General features: G+C 67.7%; 25 protein-coding genes. 14 read left to right on the top strand and 11 right to left on the bottom strand.

The genetic code is table 11. From position 1 onward, the window contains the following. Positions 1 to 2 precede the first annotated feature (2 nt). Positions 3 to 599, bottom strand: a complete 597-nt coding sequence (locus tag PV646_RS00395) for a TetR/AcrR family transcriptional regulator (RefSeq protein WP_500339431.1) — start codon at positions 597 to 599, stop codon at positions 3 to 5. Continuing rightward, the gene (locus PV646_RS00390) at positions 587 to 1,252 is read right to left on the bottom strand and encodes a YqeB family protein (RefSeq protein WP_500339430.1); all 666 of its coding nucleotides are present in this window, start codon (positions 1,250 to 1,252) and stop codon (positions 587 to 589) included. Before PV646_RS00390 ends, PV646_RS00395 begins: the two co-directional genes overlap by 13 nt. Before the next feature lie 94 nt (positions 1,253 to 1,346). Between PV646_RS00390 and PV646_RS00385 the strand changes: the two genes are divergently transcribed. The 3 genes from PV646_RS00385 to PV646_RS00375 all read left to right on the top strand — a co-directional run bounded on the left by PV646_RS00385 (position 1,347) and on the right by PV646_RS00375 (position 4,226). Further along, entirely contained in the window at positions 1,347 to 1,847 is a 501-nt protein-coding gene (locus tag PV646_RS00385; RefSeq protein ID WP_500339429.1) for a DinB family protein, read from the top strand. A 244-nt stretch (positions 1,848 to 2,091) separates the two neighbouring features. Next, on the top strand, positions 2,092 to 2,997 hold the full coding sequence (locus PV646_RS00380; protein WP_500339428.1) for an NADP-dependent oxidoreductase: 906 nt from the start codon (positions 2,092 to 2,094) through the stop codon (positions 2,995 to 2,997). Positions 2,998 to 3,068: 71 nt separating this feature from the next. Beyond that, positions 3,069 to 4,226, top strand: coding sequence for an endonuclease (locus tag PV646_RS00375; protein ID WP_500339427.1), 1,158 nt, complete (start codon positions 3,069 to 3,071; stop codon positions 4,224 to 4,226). Here the strand turns inward: PV646_RS00375 and PV646_RS00370 are convergent. Then, positions 4,213 to 4,659: an NUDIX hydrolase gene (locus PV646_RS00370; RefSeq protein ID WP_500339426.1), complete on the bottom strand. Its 447-nt coding sequence runs from the start codon at positions 4,657 to 4,659 to the stop codon at positions 4,213 to 4,215. The genes PV646_RS00375 and PV646_RS00370 overlap by 14 nt on opposite strands. A 26-nt stretch (positions 4,660 to 4,685) precedes the next feature. Between PV646_RS00370 and PV646_RS00365 the strand changes: the two genes are divergently transcribed. Both PV646_RS00365 and PV646_RS00360 read left to right on the top strand, forming a co-directional pair. Then, positions 4,686 to 5,747: a DNA polymerase IV gene (locus tag PV646_RS00365; protein ID WP_500339425.1), complete on the top strand. Its 1,062-nt coding sequence runs from the start codon at positions 4,686 to 4,688 to the stop codon at positions 5,745 to 5,747. A gap of 28 nt (positions 5,748 to 5,775) precedes the next feature. Then, positions 5,776 to 5,988 (top strand): hypothetical protein, encoded by a 213-nt coding sequence (locus PV646_RS00360; protein WP_500339424.1) that lies wholly within the window; start codon positions 5,776 to 5,778, stop codon positions 5,986 to 5,988. Here PV646_RS00360 and PV646_RS00355 read toward each other — a convergent pair. Then, positions 5,967 to 6,701, bottom strand: coding sequence for a class I SAM-dependent methyltransferase (locus tag PV646_RS00355; RefSeq protein ID WP_500339423.1), 735 nt, complete (start codon positions 6,699 to 6,701; stop codon positions 5,967 to 5,969). The genes PV646_RS00360 and PV646_RS00355 overlap by 22 nt on opposite strands. Positions 6,702 to 6,746: 45 nt before the next feature. Here PV646_RS00355 and PV646_RS00350 point away from each other — a divergent pair, with 45 nt between their 5' ends. From PV646_RS00350 to PV646_RS00335, 4 genes are all read left to right on the top strand, one after another. After that, the gene (locus PV646_RS00350; protein WP_500339422.1) at positions 6,747 to 7,574 is read left to right on the top strand and encodes a hypothetical protein; all 828 of its coding nucleotides are present in this window, start codon (positions 6,747 to 6,749) and stop codon (positions 7,572 to 7,574) included. A gap of 226 nt (positions 7,575 to 7,800) precedes the next feature. After that, positions 7,801 to 7,980: a DUF397 domain-containing protein gene (locus tag PV646_RS00345; RefSeq protein WP_500339421.1), complete on the top strand. Its 180-nt coding sequence runs from the start codon at positions 7,801 to 7,803 to the stop codon at positions 7,978 to 7,980. Between the two features lie 181 nt (positions 7,981 to 8,161). After that, a complete protein-coding gene (locus PV646_RS00340; protein ID WP_500339420.1) occupies positions 8,162 to 9,016 on the top strand; it encodes a helix-turn-helix domain-containing protein in 855 nt (284 codons plus the stop codon). 289 nt (positions 9,017 to 9,305) lie between these two features. Continuing rightward, positions 9,306 to 10,898: a hypothetical protein gene (locus PV646_RS00335; protein ID WP_500339419.1), complete on the top strand. Its 1,593-nt coding sequence runs from the start codon at positions 9,306 to 9,308 to the stop codon at positions 10,896 to 10,898. A gap of 47 nt (positions 10,899 to 10,945) precedes the next feature. Here the strand turns inward: PV646_RS00335 and PV646_RS00330 are convergent, their stop codons facing one another. Next, positions 10,946 to 11,827: an SRPBCC family protein gene (locus tag PV646_RS00330; protein WP_500339418.1), complete on the bottom strand. Its 882-nt coding sequence runs from the start codon at positions 11,825 to 11,827 to the stop codon at positions 10,946 to 10,948. A gap of 2 nt (positions 11,828 to 11,829) precedes the next feature. Then, on the bottom strand, positions 11,830 to 12,141 hold the full coding sequence (locus tag PV646_RS00325) for an ArsR/SmtB family transcription factor (RefSeq protein WP_189159674.1): 312 nt from the start codon (positions 12,139 to 12,141) through the stop codon (positions 11,830 to 11,832). A 62-nt stretch (positions 12,142 to 12,203) separates the two neighbouring features. Between PV646_RS00325 and PV646_RS00320 the strand changes: the two genes are divergently transcribed. After that, entirely contained in the window at positions 12,204 to 13,340 is a 1,137-nt protein-coding gene (locus PV646_RS00320; protein WP_500339417.1) for an aminotransferase-like domain-containing protein, read from the top strand. Positions 13,341 to 13,395: 55 nt separating this feature from the next. Here PV646_RS00320 and rnhA read toward each other — a convergent pair whose 3' ends face one another. From rnhA to PV646_RS00295, 5 genes are all read right to left on the bottom strand, one after another. Beyond that, entirely contained in the window at positions 13,396 to 14,094 is a 699-nt protein-coding gene (gene rnhA, locus PV646_RS00315) for a ribonuclease HI (RefSeq protein ID WP_500339416.1), read from the bottom strand. A gap of 11 nt (positions 14,095 to 14,105) precedes the next feature. Next, positions 14,106 to 14,471 carry a DUF1801 domain-containing protein gene (locus tag PV646_RS00310; protein WP_500339415.1) on the bottom strand — a complete coding sequence of 122 codons (366 nt, stop codon included), beginning with the start codon at positions 14,469 to 14,471 and terminating at the stop codon, positions 14,106 to 14,108. Between the two features lie 60 nt (positions 14,472 to 14,531). After that, a complete protein-coding gene (locus PV646_RS00305; protein ID WP_500339414.1) occupies positions 14,532 to 15,185 on the bottom strand; it encodes a hypothetical protein in 654 nt (217 codons plus the stop codon). A gap of 100 nt (positions 15,186 to 15,285) precedes the next feature. After that, positions 15,286 to 15,606 (bottom strand): hypothetical protein, encoded by a 321-nt coding sequence (locus PV646_RS00300; RefSeq protein WP_500339413.1) that lies wholly within the window; start codon positions 15,604 to 15,606, stop codon positions 15,286 to 15,288. After that, positions 15,603 to 16,553, bottom strand: coding sequence for an amidase family protein (locus tag PV646_RS00295; RefSeq protein WP_500339412.1), 951 nt, complete (start codon positions 16,551 to 16,553; stop codon positions 15,603 to 15,605). Before PV646_RS00295 ends, PV646_RS00300 begins: the two co-directional genes overlap by 4 nt. A 10-nt stretch (positions 16,554 to 16,563) precedes the next feature. On the opposite strand from PV646_RS00295, the gene PV646_RS00290 reads away from it, so the two are divergent. The 4 genes from PV646_RS00290 (at position 16,564) to PV646_RS00275 (ending at position 19,308) form a co-directional block, all read left to right on the top strand. Continuing rightward, complete coding sequence (locus PV646_RS00290; RefSeq protein WP_500339411.1) at positions 16,564 to 17,145, top strand: DUF7711 family protein; 582 nt, start codon at positions 16,564 to 16,566, stop codon at positions 17,143 to 17,145. A 126-nt stretch (positions 17,146 to 17,271) separates the two neighbouring features. Next, on the top strand, positions 17,272 to 18,417 hold the full coding sequence (locus tag PV646_RS00285; protein ID WP_500339410.1) for an HIRAN domain-containing protein: 1,146 nt from the start codon (positions 17,272 to 17,274) through the stop codon (positions 18,415 to 18,417). Between the two features lie 215 nt (positions 18,418 to 18,632). Continuing rightward, positions 18,633 to 18,911, top strand: a complete 279-nt coding sequence (locus PV646_RS00280; RefSeq protein WP_500339409.1) for a type II toxin-antitoxin system Phd/YefM family antitoxin — start codon at positions 18,633 to 18,635, stop codon at positions 18,909 to 18,911. Further along, the gene (locus PV646_RS00275; protein WP_500339408.1) at positions 18,904 to 19,308 is read left to right on the top strand and encodes a type II toxin-antitoxin system VapC family toxin; all 405 of its coding nucleotides are present in this window, start codon (positions 18,904 to 18,906) and stop codon (positions 19,306 to 19,308) included. Before PV646_RS00280 ends, PV646_RS00275 begins: the two co-directional genes overlap by 8 nt. Positions 19,309 to 19,342: the final 34 nt, after the last annotated feature.

Here is a 19,342-nt window from a genome sequence, read left to right as displayed (position 1 = left end):
CCTCATGGTGCTTCAGCACCCACGAATCGGGAAAGGATCAACCGGAGGGTGCTCACCTGTTCGTTCGCGTCGAAGTCCGGGTCGATCAACCTGCCGAAGAGGCCGTCGACCAGTCCCTGCGCCCAGGTCGCGGCGTGCGGCGCGCTGACCGGAAGGGCGATCTGGCCCTGGTCGTGCGCCTGCTGGAGCAGGACGGCCAGCTCGTCGCGCACGACCTGTTCGTTGCGGCCGACGAGTTCCCACAGCTCCGCGTCCCGGCTGGCCTGCGCCACGACCTCCAGCACGAGCCCGGCCACGGACCGGTCCAAGGCGGGCGCGCACAGATGGTCGACCATGAGCAGGACGCCGTCCCACGGGCTGAGCGCGCGCGCTCTGGCGAACATGGCCGCGTTGTCGTCGGCGTCCTGCACGAAGATCTCGCGGAAGATCGCGCGCTTGGTGGGGAAGTAGTGGAAGAGACTGCCGGTGCTGATGTCCGCGGCCCGGCAGATGTCCGCGACGGTCGTGCGTTCGAAGCCCTTCCGCGCGAACAACCCCGCCGCGGTGTCGGTGATGTGCCGCTTCTTCTCCGCGTGCTTGACCGGATCTACCGTTCGCACCTGTAGTACTGCCTCTTCTTCTCGTCCCGCACGGAGACGCCGCGTTTGCGGATCTCCCGCGCCAATTCTGCGGCCTCCTCGGTCTCGTACTCCGAGATGGCCTTCCGGCGGGCCGTGAACAGCGCGTTCACGTCCGCGGGCAGGTCAGGGGCGTGCTCGATCCACATCCGGAACTCACCGGCGAACGGGTCCGCGGCGCGCCACCGGTAGCCCTGCTCGGTGAAGGCCCGTTCGAGCCTCGCCCGGCTCAGGTCGGACTTCTCGCGGACGAGCTCGGCGCCCGCCGGGGAGAGCAGCACGAGCTGCTTGCCGTCCGCGAACACCGACTCGACCTCGTCGCGGCCGAAGGCGAACGTCTTGTCGTCCTTGCGCAGCGTGACCCGTGCGTGGGAGACCTCGACCGACATCATCTCGCTCGCCCAGAACAGTGCGAACACGAAGCCCGCGACGGCGCCGACGGCGATGGCCGTGAGCGTGGCCCATGGTTCCGGCATGTCCGTGACCAGCTCGAACACGCCCTGGAACGGGAACCACCCCAGTGTCGTGATCCACCCGGCTGCCAGCTTGAGCCCCCATGCCGCGGCGGCTCCGGCGACCGGGCACGCGACCCAGATGCCGTACCGGACCGCTGCGGCCTCCTGCACAGTCGTCATGCGCCCAATACTAGACCGAGCGCTCGGTTTATTCTGGTTTTCGGTGGAGGAAGCAGGGCGGTGGTTGTCCGCAAACGCGTTTACGGTCAGGCGCATGGACTGGAACAAGCAGTTGACGGACCAGCTCGAGTTCCACTGGAACGTGCAGGCGAGGCCGCGGCTCGACGGTCTGACGGACGACGAGCTCTTCTGGGAGCCGGTGCCGGACGCGTGGAGCGTGCGGGGCAACTCGATCGACTGGGAGTACCCGCCGCCCGAGCCCGCGCCGGTCACCACGATCGCGTGGCGGCTCGCGCACATCACCGTGGGTGTGTTCGCGATGCGGTCGGCCTCGCACTTCGGCGGTCCGGCCGCCGACTACGGGACCTGGCGGTTCGCTCAGGGAGCCGACGAGGCGTTGAAGCAGCTGGACGACGCGTACGAGACGTGGATGGCCGGCGCGCGCAAGGCGGACCTCTCTCTTGCGGTCGGTCCGGCGGAAGGACCGTTCGCCGAAGAGCCCATGGCGACTCTCGTACTGCACATCAACCGTGAGGTGATCCATCACCTCGCCGAGATCGCGCTGCTCCGAGACCTGTATCTGAGGGAGAGCTAGCGCGGTGACCACAATCTTCACCGCGTTTCCCGGCGCTCAGCAGGGCAACCTCGCGGTGCCGCCCCCACGCCCCCATACGTCCAGTATGAGGACGTGGGGGCGACACCACGATGCACCCGTCTGAGCGCCGGGAAACGCGGTAAAGGTTAGTGGTCACCGCACTAGGCACCTCCAAGTGCCTACTTTCTAGAAGTTTGCGCTAACTGCAAGATGGTGCCCATCGAGGACGTCGAAGGGGATCATCATGCGAGTCATCACGCAGAAGACCGTGGGCGACGCGGCCGTGCTGGAGGTCGCCGAGGTGGCGACGCCGGTGGCCGGTCCGGGTCAGGTGCTGGTCAGGGTGAGTGCGGCGGGCGTGAACCCGGTCGACACCTACATCCGCTCCGGCGGGTTCCCGGCGCTCGGCGAGGCGCCGTTCACGCTCGGCTGGGACGTCGCGGGCACCGTCGAGCAGGACGGTGAGGGGTTCGCAGCCGGGGACGAGGTCTACGGGCTGCTCGACTTCCCCGGTGCCGGGGGTGGCTACGCCGAGTACGCCGTGCTGCAGGCCGCCAACCTGGTGAAGAAGCCGTCGTGGCTGACCGTCGAGCAGGCCGGCGCGACGCCGATGGTGGCGCTGACGGCGTGGCAGACGCTCGTCGGACGTGGCAGTGTCTCCGCTGGTCAGCGTGTGCTGGTCCACGCCGCCGCCGGTGGTGTCGGGCACGTGGCGGTGCAGATCGCCAAGGCGCGGGGCGCGTACGTGATCGGCACGGCGTCCGCGGCCAAGCACGACTTCCTGCGCTCGCTCGGCGTGGACGAGGTGATCGACTACCGCCACCAGGACTTCACCGGGATCGAGCCGGTCGACGTCGTGCTGGACACGGTCGGCGGTGAGTACGCCGAACGGTCCGCGCGGGTGCTGAAGCCCGGCGGGGTGCTGGTGTCGATCATCCCCGGCAACCCGGGTTTTGACGTTGACCGAGCTTCCGCGGCGGGAATCCGGTTCGAGTTGTTCCTGGGCGTGACCGCGTCGGGCGCCGATCTCGCCGCGTTGCCGCAGCTCAAGGTGCAGATCGAGCACGCGGTGCCGTTGGAGGAGGCCGCGAAGGCCCACGAGCTGGTCGAGTCGGGGCGCACCACGGGCAAGGTCGTCCTGCTGCCGTGACCCCTCGTTAACCGAGCGTTGACCATGTACACCGATCGTGTGCAAAACACCCACACGATCGGGGAGTGCTCATGGCGCGGTGGAGTCCACTTGCTTTAGTGGCCGTTTTGTTGGCGGCGGTCGGCCTGTACGGGTCGACCGCCGCTGTCGCAGCTGCTCCGCTCACTGTCGCGCAGGCGATCGCGGCCCAGAACGGGTCGTCGGCGACTGTGCGCGGGTATGTCGTCGGCCAACCCACGGCCACGACGACCGTCATCCGTTCGGGTTATCCCAACGACTACGCGCTGGCACTCGCCGACTCGGCGTCGACGACCAGCACGTCGAGCATGGTCTACGTGCAGATCCCGTCGTCGTTCCGCTCGGCGTGGGGCATGAAGTCGAACCCGTCGCTGCTGGGCAGGCAGATCGACGTGACCGGCTCCCTGAGCGCGTACTTCTCGCACCCCGGCCTGACCTCGTCCACGGCGTTCGCGTTCGCCGGCACGACACCGCCGCCGACCACGACGACTCCGCCCACGACGACCACTACGGGCTCGTCGAACTGCGAGACGTACTACGCGACGGCCTGCGGCAAGTCCGGCGCGGCGTTGAAGTCGGCCCTGAACGGCATCATCCGCACCCAGACCAAGCTGAACTACGACCAGGTCTGGGACGCGTTGAAGGTCACCGACCAGGACCCGGCCAACGCGAGCAACGTCAAGCTCCTCTACAGCGGCCTGTCGCTGTCGAAGTCGGCGAACGGCGGCGGCGCCGACCAGTGGAACCGCGAGCACGTCTGGGCCAAGTCGCACGGTGACTTCGGCACGGCCACCGGTCCCGGCACCGACATCCACCACCTGCGGCCCGAGGACGTCTCGGTCAACTCCGCCCGCGGCAACCTGGACTTCGACAACGGCGGTTCGGCGGTGAGCCAGGGAGGCGGCAGCCTCGCGGACGGCGACTCGTTCGAGCCGCGCGCCGCGGTGAAGGGCGACGTCGCGCGGATGATCTTCTACATGGCCGTGCGCTACGAGGGCAACGACGGCTACGTGAACCTGGAGATCAACAACTCGGTGTCGAACGGCTCGCAGCCCTACATCGGCAAGCTCTCGGTCCTGAAGCAGTGGAGTGCCGGGGATCCGCCGGACGCGTTCGAGAAGCGCCGCAACGACCTGATCTTCAGCAACTACCAGCACAACCGCAACCCGTTCATCGACCACCCGGAGTGGGTCGCCTCTATCTGGCCGTGAGTCGTTCGAGGAAGGGGCGCTGCGCGGAGACGATCTTCGCGCTCGCCTCCTCCACGCTGAACCACTGGACGCGGTCGACCTCGGGGAAGCTCTTGCGCTGACCCGACTTCGGCGGCCACTCCATCTCGAACGTGCCCGGTGTGACGGCCTCCGGGTCCAGGTCGCCCTCGAGTGCCCAGACCGTGATGACCTTGCCGGACCCCTTGGCCTCGCCGAGCTCGATCAGCTCGCCCTCCGGCACCGGCAGCCCGAGTTCCTCCTCGAACTCCCTGCGCGCGGCCGCCTCGGGCGTCTCGTCGTCGGTGTACTCGCCCTTGGGCACCGACCACGCTCCGGCGTCCTTGCGGGCCCAGAACGGGCCGCCCATGTGCCCCAGCAGCACCTCGAGCTGGGTGGTTCGTCTGAACAGGAGGATTCCGGCCGACCGTTTCATGCTCCCCATTATCTATTCTGGCCAGCATGGCGGACTGGGTCCTCCACGTGGACCTCGACCAGTTCATCGCGGCGGTCGAGGTGCTGCGCGATCCGTCGTTGCGCGGCCTGCCCGTGGTGGTGGGTGGCAACGGCGACCCGACCGAGCGCGCGGTCGTGGCCACCGCGTCCTACGAGGCGCGCGAGTTCGGCGTGCGCTCGGGGCTGCCGCTGCGGACCGCGTTCAAGAAGCTGCCGGACGCCGTGTTCCTGCCGGTGGACCACGCGCTGTACGAGGCCGCGTCGGCCGAGGTGATGACCGTGCTGCGCTCGTTCCCCGTGGTCGTCGAGGTGATGGGGTGGGACGAGGCGTTCGTCGGGGCGTCCGTGGACGATCCCCTGGAGCTCGCGCGGTCGTTGCAGGCGGCGGTGCTGGCGGCGACGGGCCTGCACTGCTCGGTGGGCATCGGCGACACGAAGCTGCGCGCCAAGATCGCGACCGAGTTCGGCAAGCCCGCCGGCGTCTACCGGCTCACGCGGGAGAACTGGGCCGAGGTGATGGGGCACCGGCCGACGTCCGCTCTGTGGGGGATCGGCGCCAAGACCGAGCGCAAGCTGGCCGAGTTGGGGCTCGTGACCGTCGCGGACCTGGCCTCCGCGCCGGTGGACGTGCTGGCCGCCCGGTTCGGCCCGCGGATGGGTCCGCACTACCGCACGGTTGGTCAGGGCGCGGGGGACACGGTCGTGAGCGCGACGCCCTGGGTCCCGAAGTCCCGGTCGCACGAGAAGACCTTCCAGCAGGACCTCGCGTCGTTGGACGACATCAGGCGTGAGGTCGTGGCGCTGGCCCATCAGGTCGCCGCGGACGTGGTGGCCGAGGGGCGCCCTGTGGTGCGTGTGGGCGTCAAGGTGCGGTTCGTGCCGTTCTTCACGAAGGTCCGGCTGATGAAGCTACCTGCGCCGACGTCCTCCGCCGAGGAGTTGGCGGCGGCCGCTCTGGTCGTGCTGGACCGGTTCGAACACGGCCGGTCCGTTCGTCTTCTTGGAGTACGCGCGGAATTCTCTGACGAAGATGTCGAACCGAAGCCTTCTTCTTCGACGTATCAGTAAGTAGAGGATTCACGGCTAGGAGAAGAAGATGACCGACACATCGCTCACCCACCGCGACCGCGCCGTTCTCAGAGCAGTCGCCGACGGCCGGTGCGAGATCGCCGGAAGCGCGTTGCTCGTCGACGGCCTGTGCTGTGCAGACCAGTTCGCCGGTCTGCGCCTGAGGACTGCGGGCCTGATCAGCGCCCATTCCGGCCCTGCGGCGCTGACCAGCGCCGGCTACGAGGTCCTCGCCGCCTGACCGTTCTTGCGGAAGACCGACATCAGGTACTTGTTCGAGAACCGATAAGCGCCGTCTGGGGTTCGGAACGGTTCAACGGCTGTCTTGATTTTTTGCACGACTTTTTCCTCGCCCTCGTTTTCGATGATGCGCTGATAGCTGCCCACGCTCAGGAAGCTGCGCAGCATCGTGGCCTCGTCGGGGTGCACCTGGGGAATGTCGATCGTGAGTTCTTCCTGCGGCTCGGGCAGCGTCGCGCCCTTGCGCGCACTCGGCCCCCGCACAGCCCTGCCGATCGTGATGAGGTCGCTCGGCAGTGCCGGGTGCCACTGGCACACGACCACGTAGTCCTTGCTGACCCTCACCGCTTCCGCGAACGCCTCGTCGGGATCCTGCGCGAAGAACAGCGCGTTGAACGCCGTCACGACGTCGAAAGTGCCGTCCTGCCAAGGCAACCGGCCCAGCGGCAGTTCGTGGAACTCGGCGGTGCTCGTTTGTCGTGCCAGCGCGATCATGGCCGGCGAGATGTCGATGCCGGTCGCCTCCGCGCCCGCGTCCGTTGCTGCGGCGCAGAACTCACCGCTGCCGCACGCCAGGTCGAGAACCTTGGTGCCTTCGGTGATGCCCGTGCGTTCGATCGCGGTCTTCCAGGCGGGCAGGGACATCTTCGCGCCGAGCGCCGCTCGCTGCGCCGCGTTGCGCCCCCACCGTTCGCCCTCCTCGACTTCGGTCATGGTCACGACCCTAATCCGCTGGCGGGGAGGTGGATCATGGCAGGCATGGGTGTCTTGGCACGGGTACTGCGATCGGTGGGTGGCGAGGAGGTGCTGGACCGCCTCGCGCGTCTGCCCGGCAGTGATCTCACGAGCCTCCTGCTCGCACTGGCCCGGCGGCGTGCCGGCGCGTTGTCGGGCCCGGACGTGTTGCGGCAGTACCGGTCCGACCGGTTCGTGGCGCCTTCTCCCGTGCCGTTCGCCGTGCTGCGCGCGGCGGAGGACCGGTTGCTGGCCGCCCTGCCGCCGTCGTTCTCGGTGCTCGGGCTCGCTCCCGTCGCGCCGCTGGGGACGTGTTCCGCGGTGGCGGAGATGGACCAGAACAACGTCCTGTCGACCATGCGAGGCACCGAGGTGGCCGCGGATCCGACGAACGCGCTGGCGCTGGAAGCCGCACTGCGGCGACAGTCCGGGCCGGGCGACGTGCGTCTTGCCGCCGTGCAGCGCGTCGTGCGTGCGCAGATGTTCAGCGGTGCCGGGAGGTTCGCGCACTTCACGTTGTTCGCGGCGGTGTCGGCGGGGCGTGACCGCGGTTCGCTGGCCTTCGAGGTCGAGAGTTTCGCCGAGCACGTCGCGTTCCTGCGTGCCGCCTGTGGTGACGTCGAGTTCCGCGTGACGGTGCTGGATCCGCGGTTCGAGGTGGTGCGCGGTGATCTGCCCGCCGACCCGTCGCGGCACACCGGGTACTACAAGGGCTTGTGCTTCAAGGTGTTCCGCGACGGCGTCGAGATCGGTGACGGCGGGTTCGTCGACTGGACTCAGCGGTTGACAGGCAACCGCAAGGAACGCCTGCTGATCAGTGGTGTAGGCGTCGACCGGTTCGCCACGCTCTGATTCCATGTCATATCAACAGGTTCGCGTGGACCTGTCCTTGATATGTCCTCTTTCCCTTGCTACGGCGTACCTCTGGCGGTGTTGATGACCGTCGTCGTTGATTTATTCTGAACCGTGGCCTCGTCGGGTTGGAGGCGTTCCCTCCGCCGCTCTCCCGGGGTGCGCGCGGGTGAGCCAGGCCGAGGTGGGTGGGTTCGGTCGGGGACCCGTGTGATGGGAGCGGCGAATGGCTTCAGAGCTCAGGTGGATCCGCAGTTCGTACAGCAGCGGCGGTGCCGAGGCCTGCGTCGAATGTGCGAGCAACGGCGTGGCTGCGTGGGTGAGGGACTCCAAGGACACCAGCCGACGATTCGAAATATCGCTCACAAGCTGGCTGACGTTCGTCAAATCAGTGGCTCGTCTCTGAGTCAATCACCCGACCGTGTGGTCAAGTCTTGATCACATCTGGGTGCGCCCCTGCGGTGGTCACTCCTTTTTGGTGTATCTCCTTCTGCTGTCTGCCAAATGGTTGACAGCACTACGAGTATGCGCTTTTGGAGCGCTACCATTCTGCTACATAGCAGAATGAAGGGAGACGTGTTACCGCCGTGAACAGCCCCGTTGTTCTGCAGAAACGCCTGCTCGACGAGCTCAGGCAGATGCGGGATGATCTAGAACTCACCCAGCAGGCTGTCGCGGAGGCGCTCGACTGGTCGGTCTCGAAGCTGATCAGGGTCGAGAAGGGCGAGAACAAGATCTCCGTCACCGACGTCCAGGCCCTGCTCTTCTACTACGGGGTCACGGACAAGGCGCGAGTCGACGAGCTCGTCGGGCTGGCCAGGGCCATCAAGCGGTCACGTTCCGCGTGGATGGACAAGTACAAGGGCTTCTTCACGGAGCAGTTCGCGAGGTTCTTGGAGCTGGAGACGTCTGCGATCCGCTTCCGGCAGTGCCAGCTCAACGTCGTTCCCGGACTGCTGCAGATCTCGGACTACGCCCGCGTCCTGGTGGCGGGCAACGCCACCAGCGAGGAGAGCATCGCGCGGGGTGTGGAGATCCGCCTGCACCGCCAGTCGGTGCTGGCGCCCGACGGCCCGGAGATCTTCATCATCCTCGACGAGGCCGTGCTGTACCGGGTGATCGGCAGCGAGGACGTGCTGCGGCGCCAGCTCGTGAGGATCAAGGAGATCGCCGCACTGTCGCACGTGACGATCCAGGTCCTGCCGTTCGCCAAGGGCATCCACCCGGCGATGAAGAGCTCGTTCTCGATCCTCGACTTCTCCGACGACGAGGACGACTTCGCGTTGCTGATCGAGCAGCCGTACAAGGACAACCTGCTCACCGCGGGGCCGGAGCTGAAGGAGTACCTGAACTACTTCTACCAGCTGGAGAAGTTCGCCCTGCCGGCCAGTGAGACCCCCAACGTGATCGACCGGCGACTGGAAGAACTGGGAGGCGTTTGATCGCTGTGGCCGGGCGGGTGGCTGCTGGAACAGCCACCTGCCCGATGGCAACCCATAACCCGACCCCAAGCCCATGAGGCGAGGCAATGTCGCCGTCGTCAGCGTATGACGTTCGACCCCTGATGAGTTCCACCATCCAGGTTCCCTTCAGGTGATTGGTCCTCGCCGCACTGATCCAGCACGGATCTGTTCGTCGACCCGGTCCCCAGGAGGCACACCATGGACGGCAGCACCAGAAATCCCATCCTTCCCCTGATCCCCTGTGCGCGTGGTGGGGGAGGTCACCAAGATGGGCATATTCGCTAGCTACAGCTGTAGCGACGGAGGACAGATCGCCGGGCCGGTGGTCGAGGTGTTGCGCAGGCACGGTTTCGACGTGCTCTGGGACGCCGACCTCAGCTCCTCTCATCCGATGTCCATCCAGGCCTGGATGGAGAACGCGGTCCGCGAACGGATCGTGGTGGTCGTCGTGTCGGAGTCGTACCTGAAAGCGTTGCTGTCCAACGACTTCAGGGAACGGCTGGGCGTCCGTTACGAGTTGGGGCTGATCCGGCAGAAGCTCTACCACCACGGTGGGGCGGACAGATGCCCGATCGTCGTGGTCGTACCGCCGGGCATCGAGATGAACTCGCTGCCGGCCGTGCTGCAACAGCTCGTGGCTCATCGGTTCGATCCGAGCACCTGCGACGGGGAGGAGGCACTGGTGCGGAGTCTCAAAGCGCTTGAGGAGGACAGCGTCGGCCGCCCACCGGTCGCCGTGCAGGAGTGCGACGAGGTCTACCGCACTCGTGCGATCTTGAGTGACCTGCAGGCCGAGCCGCTCTTCTCGGACAAGGCCTATCTGCTGGCCGGTGAGCTCGTGGAGCGCGGTGCCGGTGACTTCGAACTGGTCCGGGGGTTCGAGTCGGTGGTGGCCGTGGCCAAGGCACGCGGTGACGTCGGGTTGGTCCGGCGTCTGGCCGAGGTGTGTCTGCGGACGCTCGCGTCCGGGCCGCCGGTGAGGGGTGACGAAGAGCTGAAGGCCAAGGTGCTCGTCGCGGGGCAGGCGTGGCATCTGCTGCGTGAGCACCGTTTCAGCGAGGCGATCCTGATGGCCCAGGACGGGACCCACATCGCGGAGAAGTGCCGGGACCTGAAGACCGCGGCGAGGGGCAAGCGCGCCGAGGCCAGGGTCTTCCTGCACCAGGCCGCCGAGGCGGTCGGGTACGACCGCATGTACTTCCTCGGCAAGTGCGAGCACCTGCTGATGATCGCGAAGGACCTGTTCCGCTTGGTCGGAGGTCCGACCAGCGAGGAGCTCGGGGTGTGCGCCTCGCTGCACGCGGAGTTGCAACTGCTGCGGTACGAATCGACGCGCTGTCCCGACGAGCTCGCGGCAGCGGTGGGGCGGGCGCACGCGGCCGAGACCGTGCTGACACCGGGAACCGAGCCCTACCACTGGCTCGCGGTGCTGCAGGCGCGGTTGTGCCTTGCCGACAAGAAGTACAACGAGGGCAAGGAGTTGGTCACGGGCGTGATCACCACCGCGGACTTTCCCGAGGTGGTCGCCAAGTCCTGTCAGGTGCGGGCGGACCTGCTCTTCGCCACCAGGGAGAAGGCCGCCGCGTTGCGCGACCTCCTCGCCGCGGAGGAGTCGTACCGGCGACTGGGCTGCGAGCACGCCGCGGACACCTGCTGGTGGACGATCGCGAGGTCCGACGCCTCGAAGGTGACCGACGTCCGCCTCACCGCCGCCGACCTCGACAAGCTCGAAGAGCTCGCGCCGAACCCGGGAGACCGGCGGCGCGCGGTGCTGGAACACGAGTTGAGGACACCGCGACGGCTGGTCCGGCGGAGCACGCCCGACTGGGTCTGCCTCATAGATCGCGTGCAGCACGACTGACGCCCTGGCGCGGCCGGATCCCGGTCCGGCCGCGTCCGCGACGACCGTCAGCGGCCGGCGTAGCGCTCGGCCAGTTCCGCCTCCCGGTCCTCGGGCCACGGGCAGCGGATCTCGCCCTGAGTGGCGGCGAAGAACAGCTCCAGGTGCACGTGCCACGCCGCGAGTGCTTCGGGGCCGTGGGCGTTCTCCTGGACGAGCGTGACCGTGGTGCCCTGCAGCGGCACGTGGTCGAACTCCCAGCGCACCTTGCCCTGCGGCTCGCCGTCCCGCAGCCACTCGTACTCCAGCAGGTGCGGTGCCTCGGACCTGGTGATCTCGCCCGGGGTGATGCCGGGATGTGCGGCCCGGGGCGGAACACCGGTCTCGTCCCCCTCGGTGAGGACCTTCCAGACGTCGTCCAGTGGTGTCCACACCAGGTCCCGTTCGAAGCGCACTCCCTGCGGTTCGTCGGTGCCCTCGTCGAGGCCGAAATGCCTGATGTAGTGCTCGATGCGCGGCAGCCACTCCGCGGGCGGTTCGAACTCCGTGCCGTCGGCGTGGGCGGTCAGCGCGTCCAGGCAGGTGGCCCAGCCCGGTGCGTCGCGGCCGATCGACAGCCTGTTCGTCACGACGGCGGTGAAGACCAGCAGGCAGCCCTCGTCGCGCGGCAGGATCTCGAAGCGCAGCACGTCGTTCAGCCAGCGGAAGGCGAAGACCTTCGGCGGGTCGGACTCGAGCAGTTCGCCCTCGCCGCCGTCGGCGTCCACCGGTGCCTCGTCCGGGAACGTGAAGCGCATCCTGCGGCCGTCGATGTCGACCTCGGCCGGGAACCAGTGCTTCATCTCGGCCGGATCGGTGACGACCCGCCAGACCTTCTCCGGCGAGTGCCGCAGCGTGCGCTCGAAGCGCAGCACGGGCTTGCCCTCGATCATCCGCAGTTCCGCGTCCACGGTCAGTCCCCTTCGATCTCGTCGAGTCGGCGTTCCAGTGCGTCGAGGCTCTTCTCCCACATCCGCCGGTACGGCGCGAGCCAGGCGTCGATCTCCGCCAGCGGCTCGGGCGACACCCGGTACCAGCGCTTCTGGGCGTCGGTGCGGACCTCGACCAGACCGGCCTCGCGCAACACCCTGAGGTGCTTCGAGACGGTCGGCTGGGTGAGGGTCAGCCGGTCGACGAGGTCGCCGACCGGCCGCTCGCGTTCACGCAGCAGGTCGAGGATCTCCCGGCGACTCGGATCCGCCAGGACAGCGAACGTAGATGCCATGACGGCAATATAGCTCGACCGGCATATAGGCGCCACCCGGTCCGCCGATTAACGTGAAGTCCATGCACCGCACCCTCTCCGTGGCCAGTTCCCCGGTGCGCGACCTGCTCGCGCTGACCTCCCGTCCCGAGGTCATCTCGTTCGCCGGCGGCCTTCCCGCCCCCGAACTGTTCGACCTGGACGGTGTGCGCGCCGCCTACGACCTCGCCCTGAGGGACCGCGCCGTCCTGCAATACGCGCCCACGGAAGGAGATCCGGCCCTGCGCGCCCTGGTCTCGGCCCGCCTGACCTGCCGCGGACTGCCCACTTCGGACGTCCTGATCACCACCGGCTCCCAGCAGGCGCTCGCCCTCGTGGCCACCGCGATGCTCGGCCCCGGCGCCGTCGTGGCGGTCGAGGAACCGACGTACCTGGCCGCACTGCAGTGCTTCCGGATGACCGGCGCCCGGATCGTGTCCGTCGCGAGCGACGCCGACGGCCTGGTCCCCGAGTCGCTGAGGTCCGTCGTGGCACGGGAGAAGCCCGACCTGCTCTACCTGGTGCCGACGTTCGCGAACCCGACCGGCCGCACCCTCTCGGCGTCACGTCGAGTGGAGATCGCCGAGATCGCCGCGGCTCACGACCTGTGGATCGTCGAGGACGACCCGTACGGCGAACTGCGCTACCGGGGCTCCGCCGTGCCCGCGCTCGCCTCGGTCAACGACAGGACCATCTACCTGGGCAGCTTCTCGAAGGTCGGCGCCCCCGGCATGCGGCTGGGCTGGCTGAGGGCTCCTGCCGACCTGCTGCGCACGCTGACGATCGTGAAGCAGGCCGCCGACCTGCACACGTCCACAGTGGACCAGGCCGCTGCGGCGGCCTACCTGGCGCACAACGACCTCGACGCCCACATCACCCGCCTGTGCGTCGAGTACGGCGCCCGCCGCGACGCGATGATCGCGGCGCTGCCCGCCACCATGCCCGCCGGCACGACGTGGAGCGACCCGGACGGCGGGATGTTCGTGTGGTTGCGGCTTCCCGGTGACGTGGACAGCGCCGTGCTGCTCAAGGAGGCCTTGCGGCACGACGTCGCGTTCGTGCCCGGTGCGGCCTTCTTCGCGACCGAGCCGGACCACGCCACGTTGCGGATGTCGTTCACCAGCAACGCGGTGGAGGAGATCGGGGAGGGCATGGCGCGCCTGGCGAAGGTGCTGTCGTGAGCCTGCTGGACGACTGAGGCGCGCTGGGAGCATGGCGGCGACGCTGCGCCGGCTGCTACGCGAACAGTTCCAGCGCGTCCTGGTGGTGTTCGCAGCGGCCGCCGCCGGTCGCGATGCTGCAGGGCGTGCCCTTCTTCGTGGTGGCACCGCACTGCAATCCCGGGTCGTGCACGTGGCACAGGCCGTTCGCGCCCGCGGTGATCGGGCAGGGCGTGCCCTTCTTCGTAGGCGCGCCACACGGTTCACCGCTCAGTTCACGGGGCTGCGCTTTGGGTTTCGCGGCCTTTTTCGGCTTCGTGCCGGGCTGTTCGGTCTTGCGGCCCGTCACTTCTTCGACGCCGCGCACGGCGAGGCGGTCGGCGCGCTCGTTCTCCGGGTGACCCGCGTGGCCCTTGACCCAGTGCCACTCGACCTCGTGGCGGTTCGCGGCCTCCTCCAGGCGACGCCACAGGTCGGAGTTCTTGACGGGCTCGCGGGCCTTGGTGAGCCAGCCGTTCGCTTTCCAGCCGTGCACCCACGAGGTGATGCCGTTCCGGACGTACGTGCTGTCCGTGTAGAGGTTCACGGTGGAAGCACGCGTGAGGCTCTCCAACGCCATGATGGGCGCCATCAGTTCCATGCGGTTGTTCGTCGTCGGGCCGATGTCACCGCCGTACATGTCCTTCTCGTGCGCGCCGTAACGCAGCACGGCGCCCCAGCCGCCCGGCCCGGGATTGGGGCTGCACGCACCGTCGGTGTAGATCTCGACCTCCATGCGGCATGAGGCTACCGACGCGGTCCGGCACCCTTGCGACGGCGGTTGTTCGCGATGATGTGGCGGAACATCTCGACGAGCGCCGGCGCGTTGATCGGCTGGTCCCGGTACACGGAGATCATGCGCGCGGTCTTGTTGCCGTGGCCGCTCGTGATGATGTTGTGCGGGTCCGGCACGATCGCCTTGTCGTAGAGCATCACGTTCACGTGGTCCTTGGTGCCGAGCAACGCGCACACGTTGCCGTCCAGCACGAAGTACGGCCGGTTCGTGAACTTGATCGTCTCCTCGACGTCCGGGTCGGCCTCGTGCACGAGCCTGCGCACCTCGCGGCAGATGTCCTGCTGCCAGTCGGGCAGCCCTGCGATGTAGTCGTCCACGCGTGTGTCCATAGCCCTATGTCGCAGCCTCTCGCCGTTTCTCGACATCGTGCCTGCGGCTCAACGCGGCAGCCAGCTAGCCATGTCCGCCATGGCGTCCAGCGTCTCATCGCTGACCTGGCCGGACGCGGACTCGGTCTCGGCGATGACGATCGTGCTGCCCTCGGTTCGCGACTGGTAGTGCAGCCCGGTGAAGCGGACGTCCGCCAGACCGAGCAGCGGGGTGGCGAGCGGGCTGACGTCGCCGGTGCCGTGCACGTCGATGAGCTTCTTGAACTCTCCGGCGTCCCGCCGGCTGCGGAAGCCGACCCACGCGACAGACACCACCGCGATGGTGCCCTGGTCGTCGCCGACGGCGAACAGCGTGCGGTCGAGCGACTTGCACGGGTTGCGGACGAAGTGGTCCCGCACCTGACCGAACGAATGCGAGACGCACTCCAAAGCCGGTCTGGCCGTGCGCTTGAGCGTCCGCATGTTCAGCCGACGCCACGCGCCGTCGGCGTCACCGTTGCGGGCGGACTTCCTGCCCTCGGACTTGGCTCTGCTCAGATTCACGCCGGCGGAGTCGACGGCGGTCGTGGACGCGCCTCCGCCGAGCGACAGTCCGCCGCCGGCGGTGAGCGACACCGCCAGCACCCCTGCCGCGACCACCGCGCCCGCCTTGCCGGCACCGGGATCCGATCCGCCTCCGGCCCCACCGATTCTCCGCGCCATCCGTGGCCTCCTTCGGGTGACGAGGACACGGCACGAACCTTGATCAGCGAGGTGAATTGGATCCAAAGCACTCGATCGGGTGACGCTGGCAGGCCCTCTGTCAGTTCAGCCGGTCCGGCTCGTCACGGATCGGCGGGACGGCCTCCATGACGTGTCTCAGCGCCGCGATCGGCAGGTCCTCGCCGAAGACCGGCATGTACTCGCTGTAGATCTCCACGGCACTCCCGTCCTCGGCGTACAGGTCGGGGTGCGGGCCGAGCGAGAAGAACGTCATGCCGTCGCGGTGGTGCGTGACCTCGACCGGTGTGTCCGGTGGGAACCTGACCAGGACCGCGGTCCCCGGCAGGAGCGTGTACTGGTTGGCCCACGGTTCGAAGCACAACCAGAGCGACTGTTGTTCCGCGCGTACGACGAGGTTCATGGCGGCCAGGGTGCAACCTCCACCGCACTGGAGGTCAACAGCGCGGCGGCCACCAGGTCCGTCTCACGGCCGTGCCGCGCCACCGCCTGCAGGCCGACCGGCAGGCCGGACGAGTCGAACCCGGCCGGGATGCTGATCGCCGGATGTCCGCTGAGGTTGAACGCCCAGGTCAACGCCGTGTTGATGCGCGAACCCGGCCCTTCGTGGCCGTGCGGTGGACCGGGCGTGGTCGGGGTGAGCAGCAGGTCAGCGGTCTCGAACACCGCGTCCAGTTCGGGATTCGGGCCGCAGCGGCCGGCGAACCAGTCGTCCGCCGGTTCCTCGAACGACAACGAGACCGGCCTCGGGCGCAGGGGAACGGCGGCCTGCCAGGCGATCGACGCCTGCTCGTCGTCGACCTCGGCGAAACCCAGGTCGGTGGACCAGACCGCGGAGGGTGAGCCGACCCCGGTGATGCCCAGGTAGGTGGCGAGCAGCGAGGGGTCGCGAACGAAGACGCCGACCGCGGCCCGTTCGAACGAGGTCGTCTTCAGCCCGAACACACCGCACCACGCGGCCGGGACGCGGATCGAGCCCGCGCCGTCGACACCCGTGGCCAGCGGCACGACACCGGACGCCACCGCGACGGCGGAGCCCGCCGACGAACCGCCTGGCGTGCGGTTCAGGTTCCATGGGTTGCGTGTGAGGCCGCGAGAGTTGCGGCCCCACGTCTGCCACGGGGTGCTGCCATCGGGTGTGGTGGTCAGGCCGATCGGTATGCAGCCCATGGCCACCAACGCTTCGCGGTGGCTTCGGCGTTCGCCTCGCTTCACCGCGACCGGCATGCCCGCGAACGGCAGCGAGGGGTCCACGTCGAGAGAGGGAGTGCGGAACACCTCGTGGAACGCACACAGCGTGGGTTCGACTTCGTCCAGCCGCGCCAGAGCCTCGGCCACGCGGTCAGGCATGATCCACCTCGTGAAATGGACTCGCGCTGTGCACCACCTGGCCGAACTCGCCGAGAAGTGCGGCGAGCTGCCGACCTCGTTCTTCCGGTTCCAGGTGGTAGAGGTGTGGGTCTTCGGCGCGCTGCTCGACGTGCCCCGCGACGTCGACACCATCGAGGTGGCGCTGGTCACCGACCTGCCGGTCGACGAGGTGCCGTGGATGAGCGAGCCGGTCGGCGCCGAGCACTGGGCGAACTCGACGCGGCTGTCGCGCAACCCGTTCGAGGCGCGCTGGCGCTCGAAGGACGCCCCGGTGTGGAACCACCGCATCGAACGGCCCGCACTCCTGTGGAGCGCTGCGGAAGGCATCAACGAGGAAGCGCTCGTCGCCATCAGCGACGGCACGGGGGAGTTGGTGCGCCAGGCCGCGCCGTCGCCCGAGGAACTGCGCAAGCGCGTCGAGGACGAGTTCGAGGTGAGCCTCCGGGCGGTGCGGCGGGAGAACCAGGCCTACACCGATCACCGCTGGAGCCCCGGCAAGCTCACCCCGTACTCGGACGCCCTGTGGCGTGCGACCACCGGGTATCTCGATCTGCTCGACGAGGTCGGCTGACCGCGGGACATTCACCATTGCGTCTCCTGGGTGGTTTTGGAGTGATCTGCAACAGCGATCCGCTGCCAGAACGACTATGCCGATGAACCGGCGCCGACGAGCGCCACGAATCGGCAGGAGTGATCGGTGGACGGTTACAGAATCTCTGTCGACTTCGACGGAATCCAGCTCGTCGTCACGCCCAAGAACGTTCTCGCGAAGGCGGCGCTGGGCAGGAGCAGGCTCGTTGTGACCAGTGCGGAACTGGTCTCGGTCTCGATGTCCAGAGCAGGTTTGTTTCGAAATGGACGTCTGGACCTCGTCGTTCGAGACGGGCACCCTTGTCAGCTGCACTTCACCCGGCGACAGCAGTCGGAGTTCGAGCGTTTGCACAGCGGACTGCTTTCTCTTTGCGCCGACGCCGACGCCGACAAGGCTCCCGAAACGCCTCGCGTCCAGCCGAAACCGAAGCCGTCTCGTCCCGCTGCGGGCGAATCCTCGTCCGGGCCGTCGCTCCTGCTGCGGGGGTCTGGGTGGTTCGGTCAGGAGGTCGTCGGTGAGTCGCACTACTCCAAGGAGCTGCGCCGCCTGGCCGGTGCGGGGTCAACGGGTGAGCGAGAGATGGTGGCTCATCTGCGGCGCGAACCGTCGAACCGCCACGACCGCAACGCGGTTCAGGTGCTGATCAACGGCAGCGTGGTCGGCTACCTCCCCCGCGAGTCGGCCGCCGAGTACTCGACTTCACTGACGATGTTGGAACGGTCGGGAAAGACCGGCAGATGTCGCGCACGAGTCTGGTGGCGCCGCACCGGAGGGGACTTCATGGCGAGCGTATCGCTCGACCTGGCCGATCCGGCGCTGCTGTTCCCCATGAACGCCGCTGACGAACGTTCACGCCACTTGGTCATTCCAGCGGGGCGCCGCAGTTATCAATTGACACGGGAGAACGAGCACCTGGACGTGCTCGGTGCGTTCATGGGCCGTGTCCATCCGCTGGGAAAGGCGTTGGTTGTCGCCAGCCTGCAAGTCGTGGAACGCGCGGGCCCGCGCTCGAAGAGCGAAATCGTCGTCGTCCACCTCGACGGCGAGGAAATCGGTGAGCTGACCAAGCAGACTTCCGCGAAGCTGTTGCCGATCGTGCGGCCGCTTCGAAACGCCGGGATCACGTGCTACGCCGATGTCGTGCTGACGGGTAACACCTTGGCCGTCGAGGCGAAACTCATCGTCTCTCCGCCGGAAGAACTGCCGCAGGACTTCGTGCAGCAGTTGCAGCGTGCGGTCCAGCAGGCCTGACCACAGTTGGGTGGGCCGAGTCGTCGCCGTGACCGGGGTCGAACCACGTGTCGTCGGTCAGCACCACGAACAGCCGGTCCTCGACCTCGTTGATCAGCGACGCGAAGTTGTCGGCGGACGTGGTCTTCCCAACACCCGGAAAAGTGAATCACGCGGCGGTGAACATATCCAGCCCTGTGTAGCACCACGTGCTACACAGGGCTACACTTGAACGTGTGAAGGTCATCAGCCAGCGGGAATTCCGCAACCACTCCGCGGCGGTCATGGACGCAGTGGAGGCGGGCGAGACGTACCACGTGACGCGGAACGGGGTTGAGGTCGCCGAACTCCGGCCCTTGCCTCGCCGTCGTCGGCTGACGGCTGAGGAACTCGTCGAACGGCACCGGACCCTGCCTCGGGTCGACCACGGCCGCATGCGTCAGGAAGCCGATGAGTTCTTCGGCTACGAAGACCGCGTGGGCGACTTCGATCCGTTGGAGCGCGACCGTGGCTGAACGACCCGAATCCGGTGTGCTCGACACCTGTGTTTACATCGACCTCGGTCTTCTTGACCCGGCCGGACTGCCGGAGATCCCCGAACTCACCGCAGTCACGATGGCGGAGTTGCACCAGGGGGTTGCGATGGCCAAGGACGCGGCGTCCAGGGCCGCACGCACTGAGAAGCTCGGCGCGGCGATCGTGGACTTCGAGCCGCTGCCGTTCGACGGTCAGGCGGCCGCCCGATACGGCACGTTGGTCGCGCTCACGATGGAGGCGAACCGGAATCCGAAGCCCCGGCGGATGGATCTGATGATCGCAGCTGTCGCGTCGTCACGCGGATTGCCGCTCTATACGCGGAACGCCGCGGACTTCACCGGACTTGATGGCATGGTCACGATCATCGAGGTCTGAACGCGGCTGTGGGAGAGCCCGAACGAATCGGGCT

It is taken from the genome of Streptomyces sp. ID05-26A (assembly GCF_033794685.1).
Taxonomy (GTDB): Bacteria; Actinomycetota; Actinomycetes; order Mycobacteriales; family Pseudonocardiaceae; genus Lentzea.
Note: the sequence above shows the minus strand (reverse complement) of the source record. Positions and strands in the feature narration are given on the sequence as shown.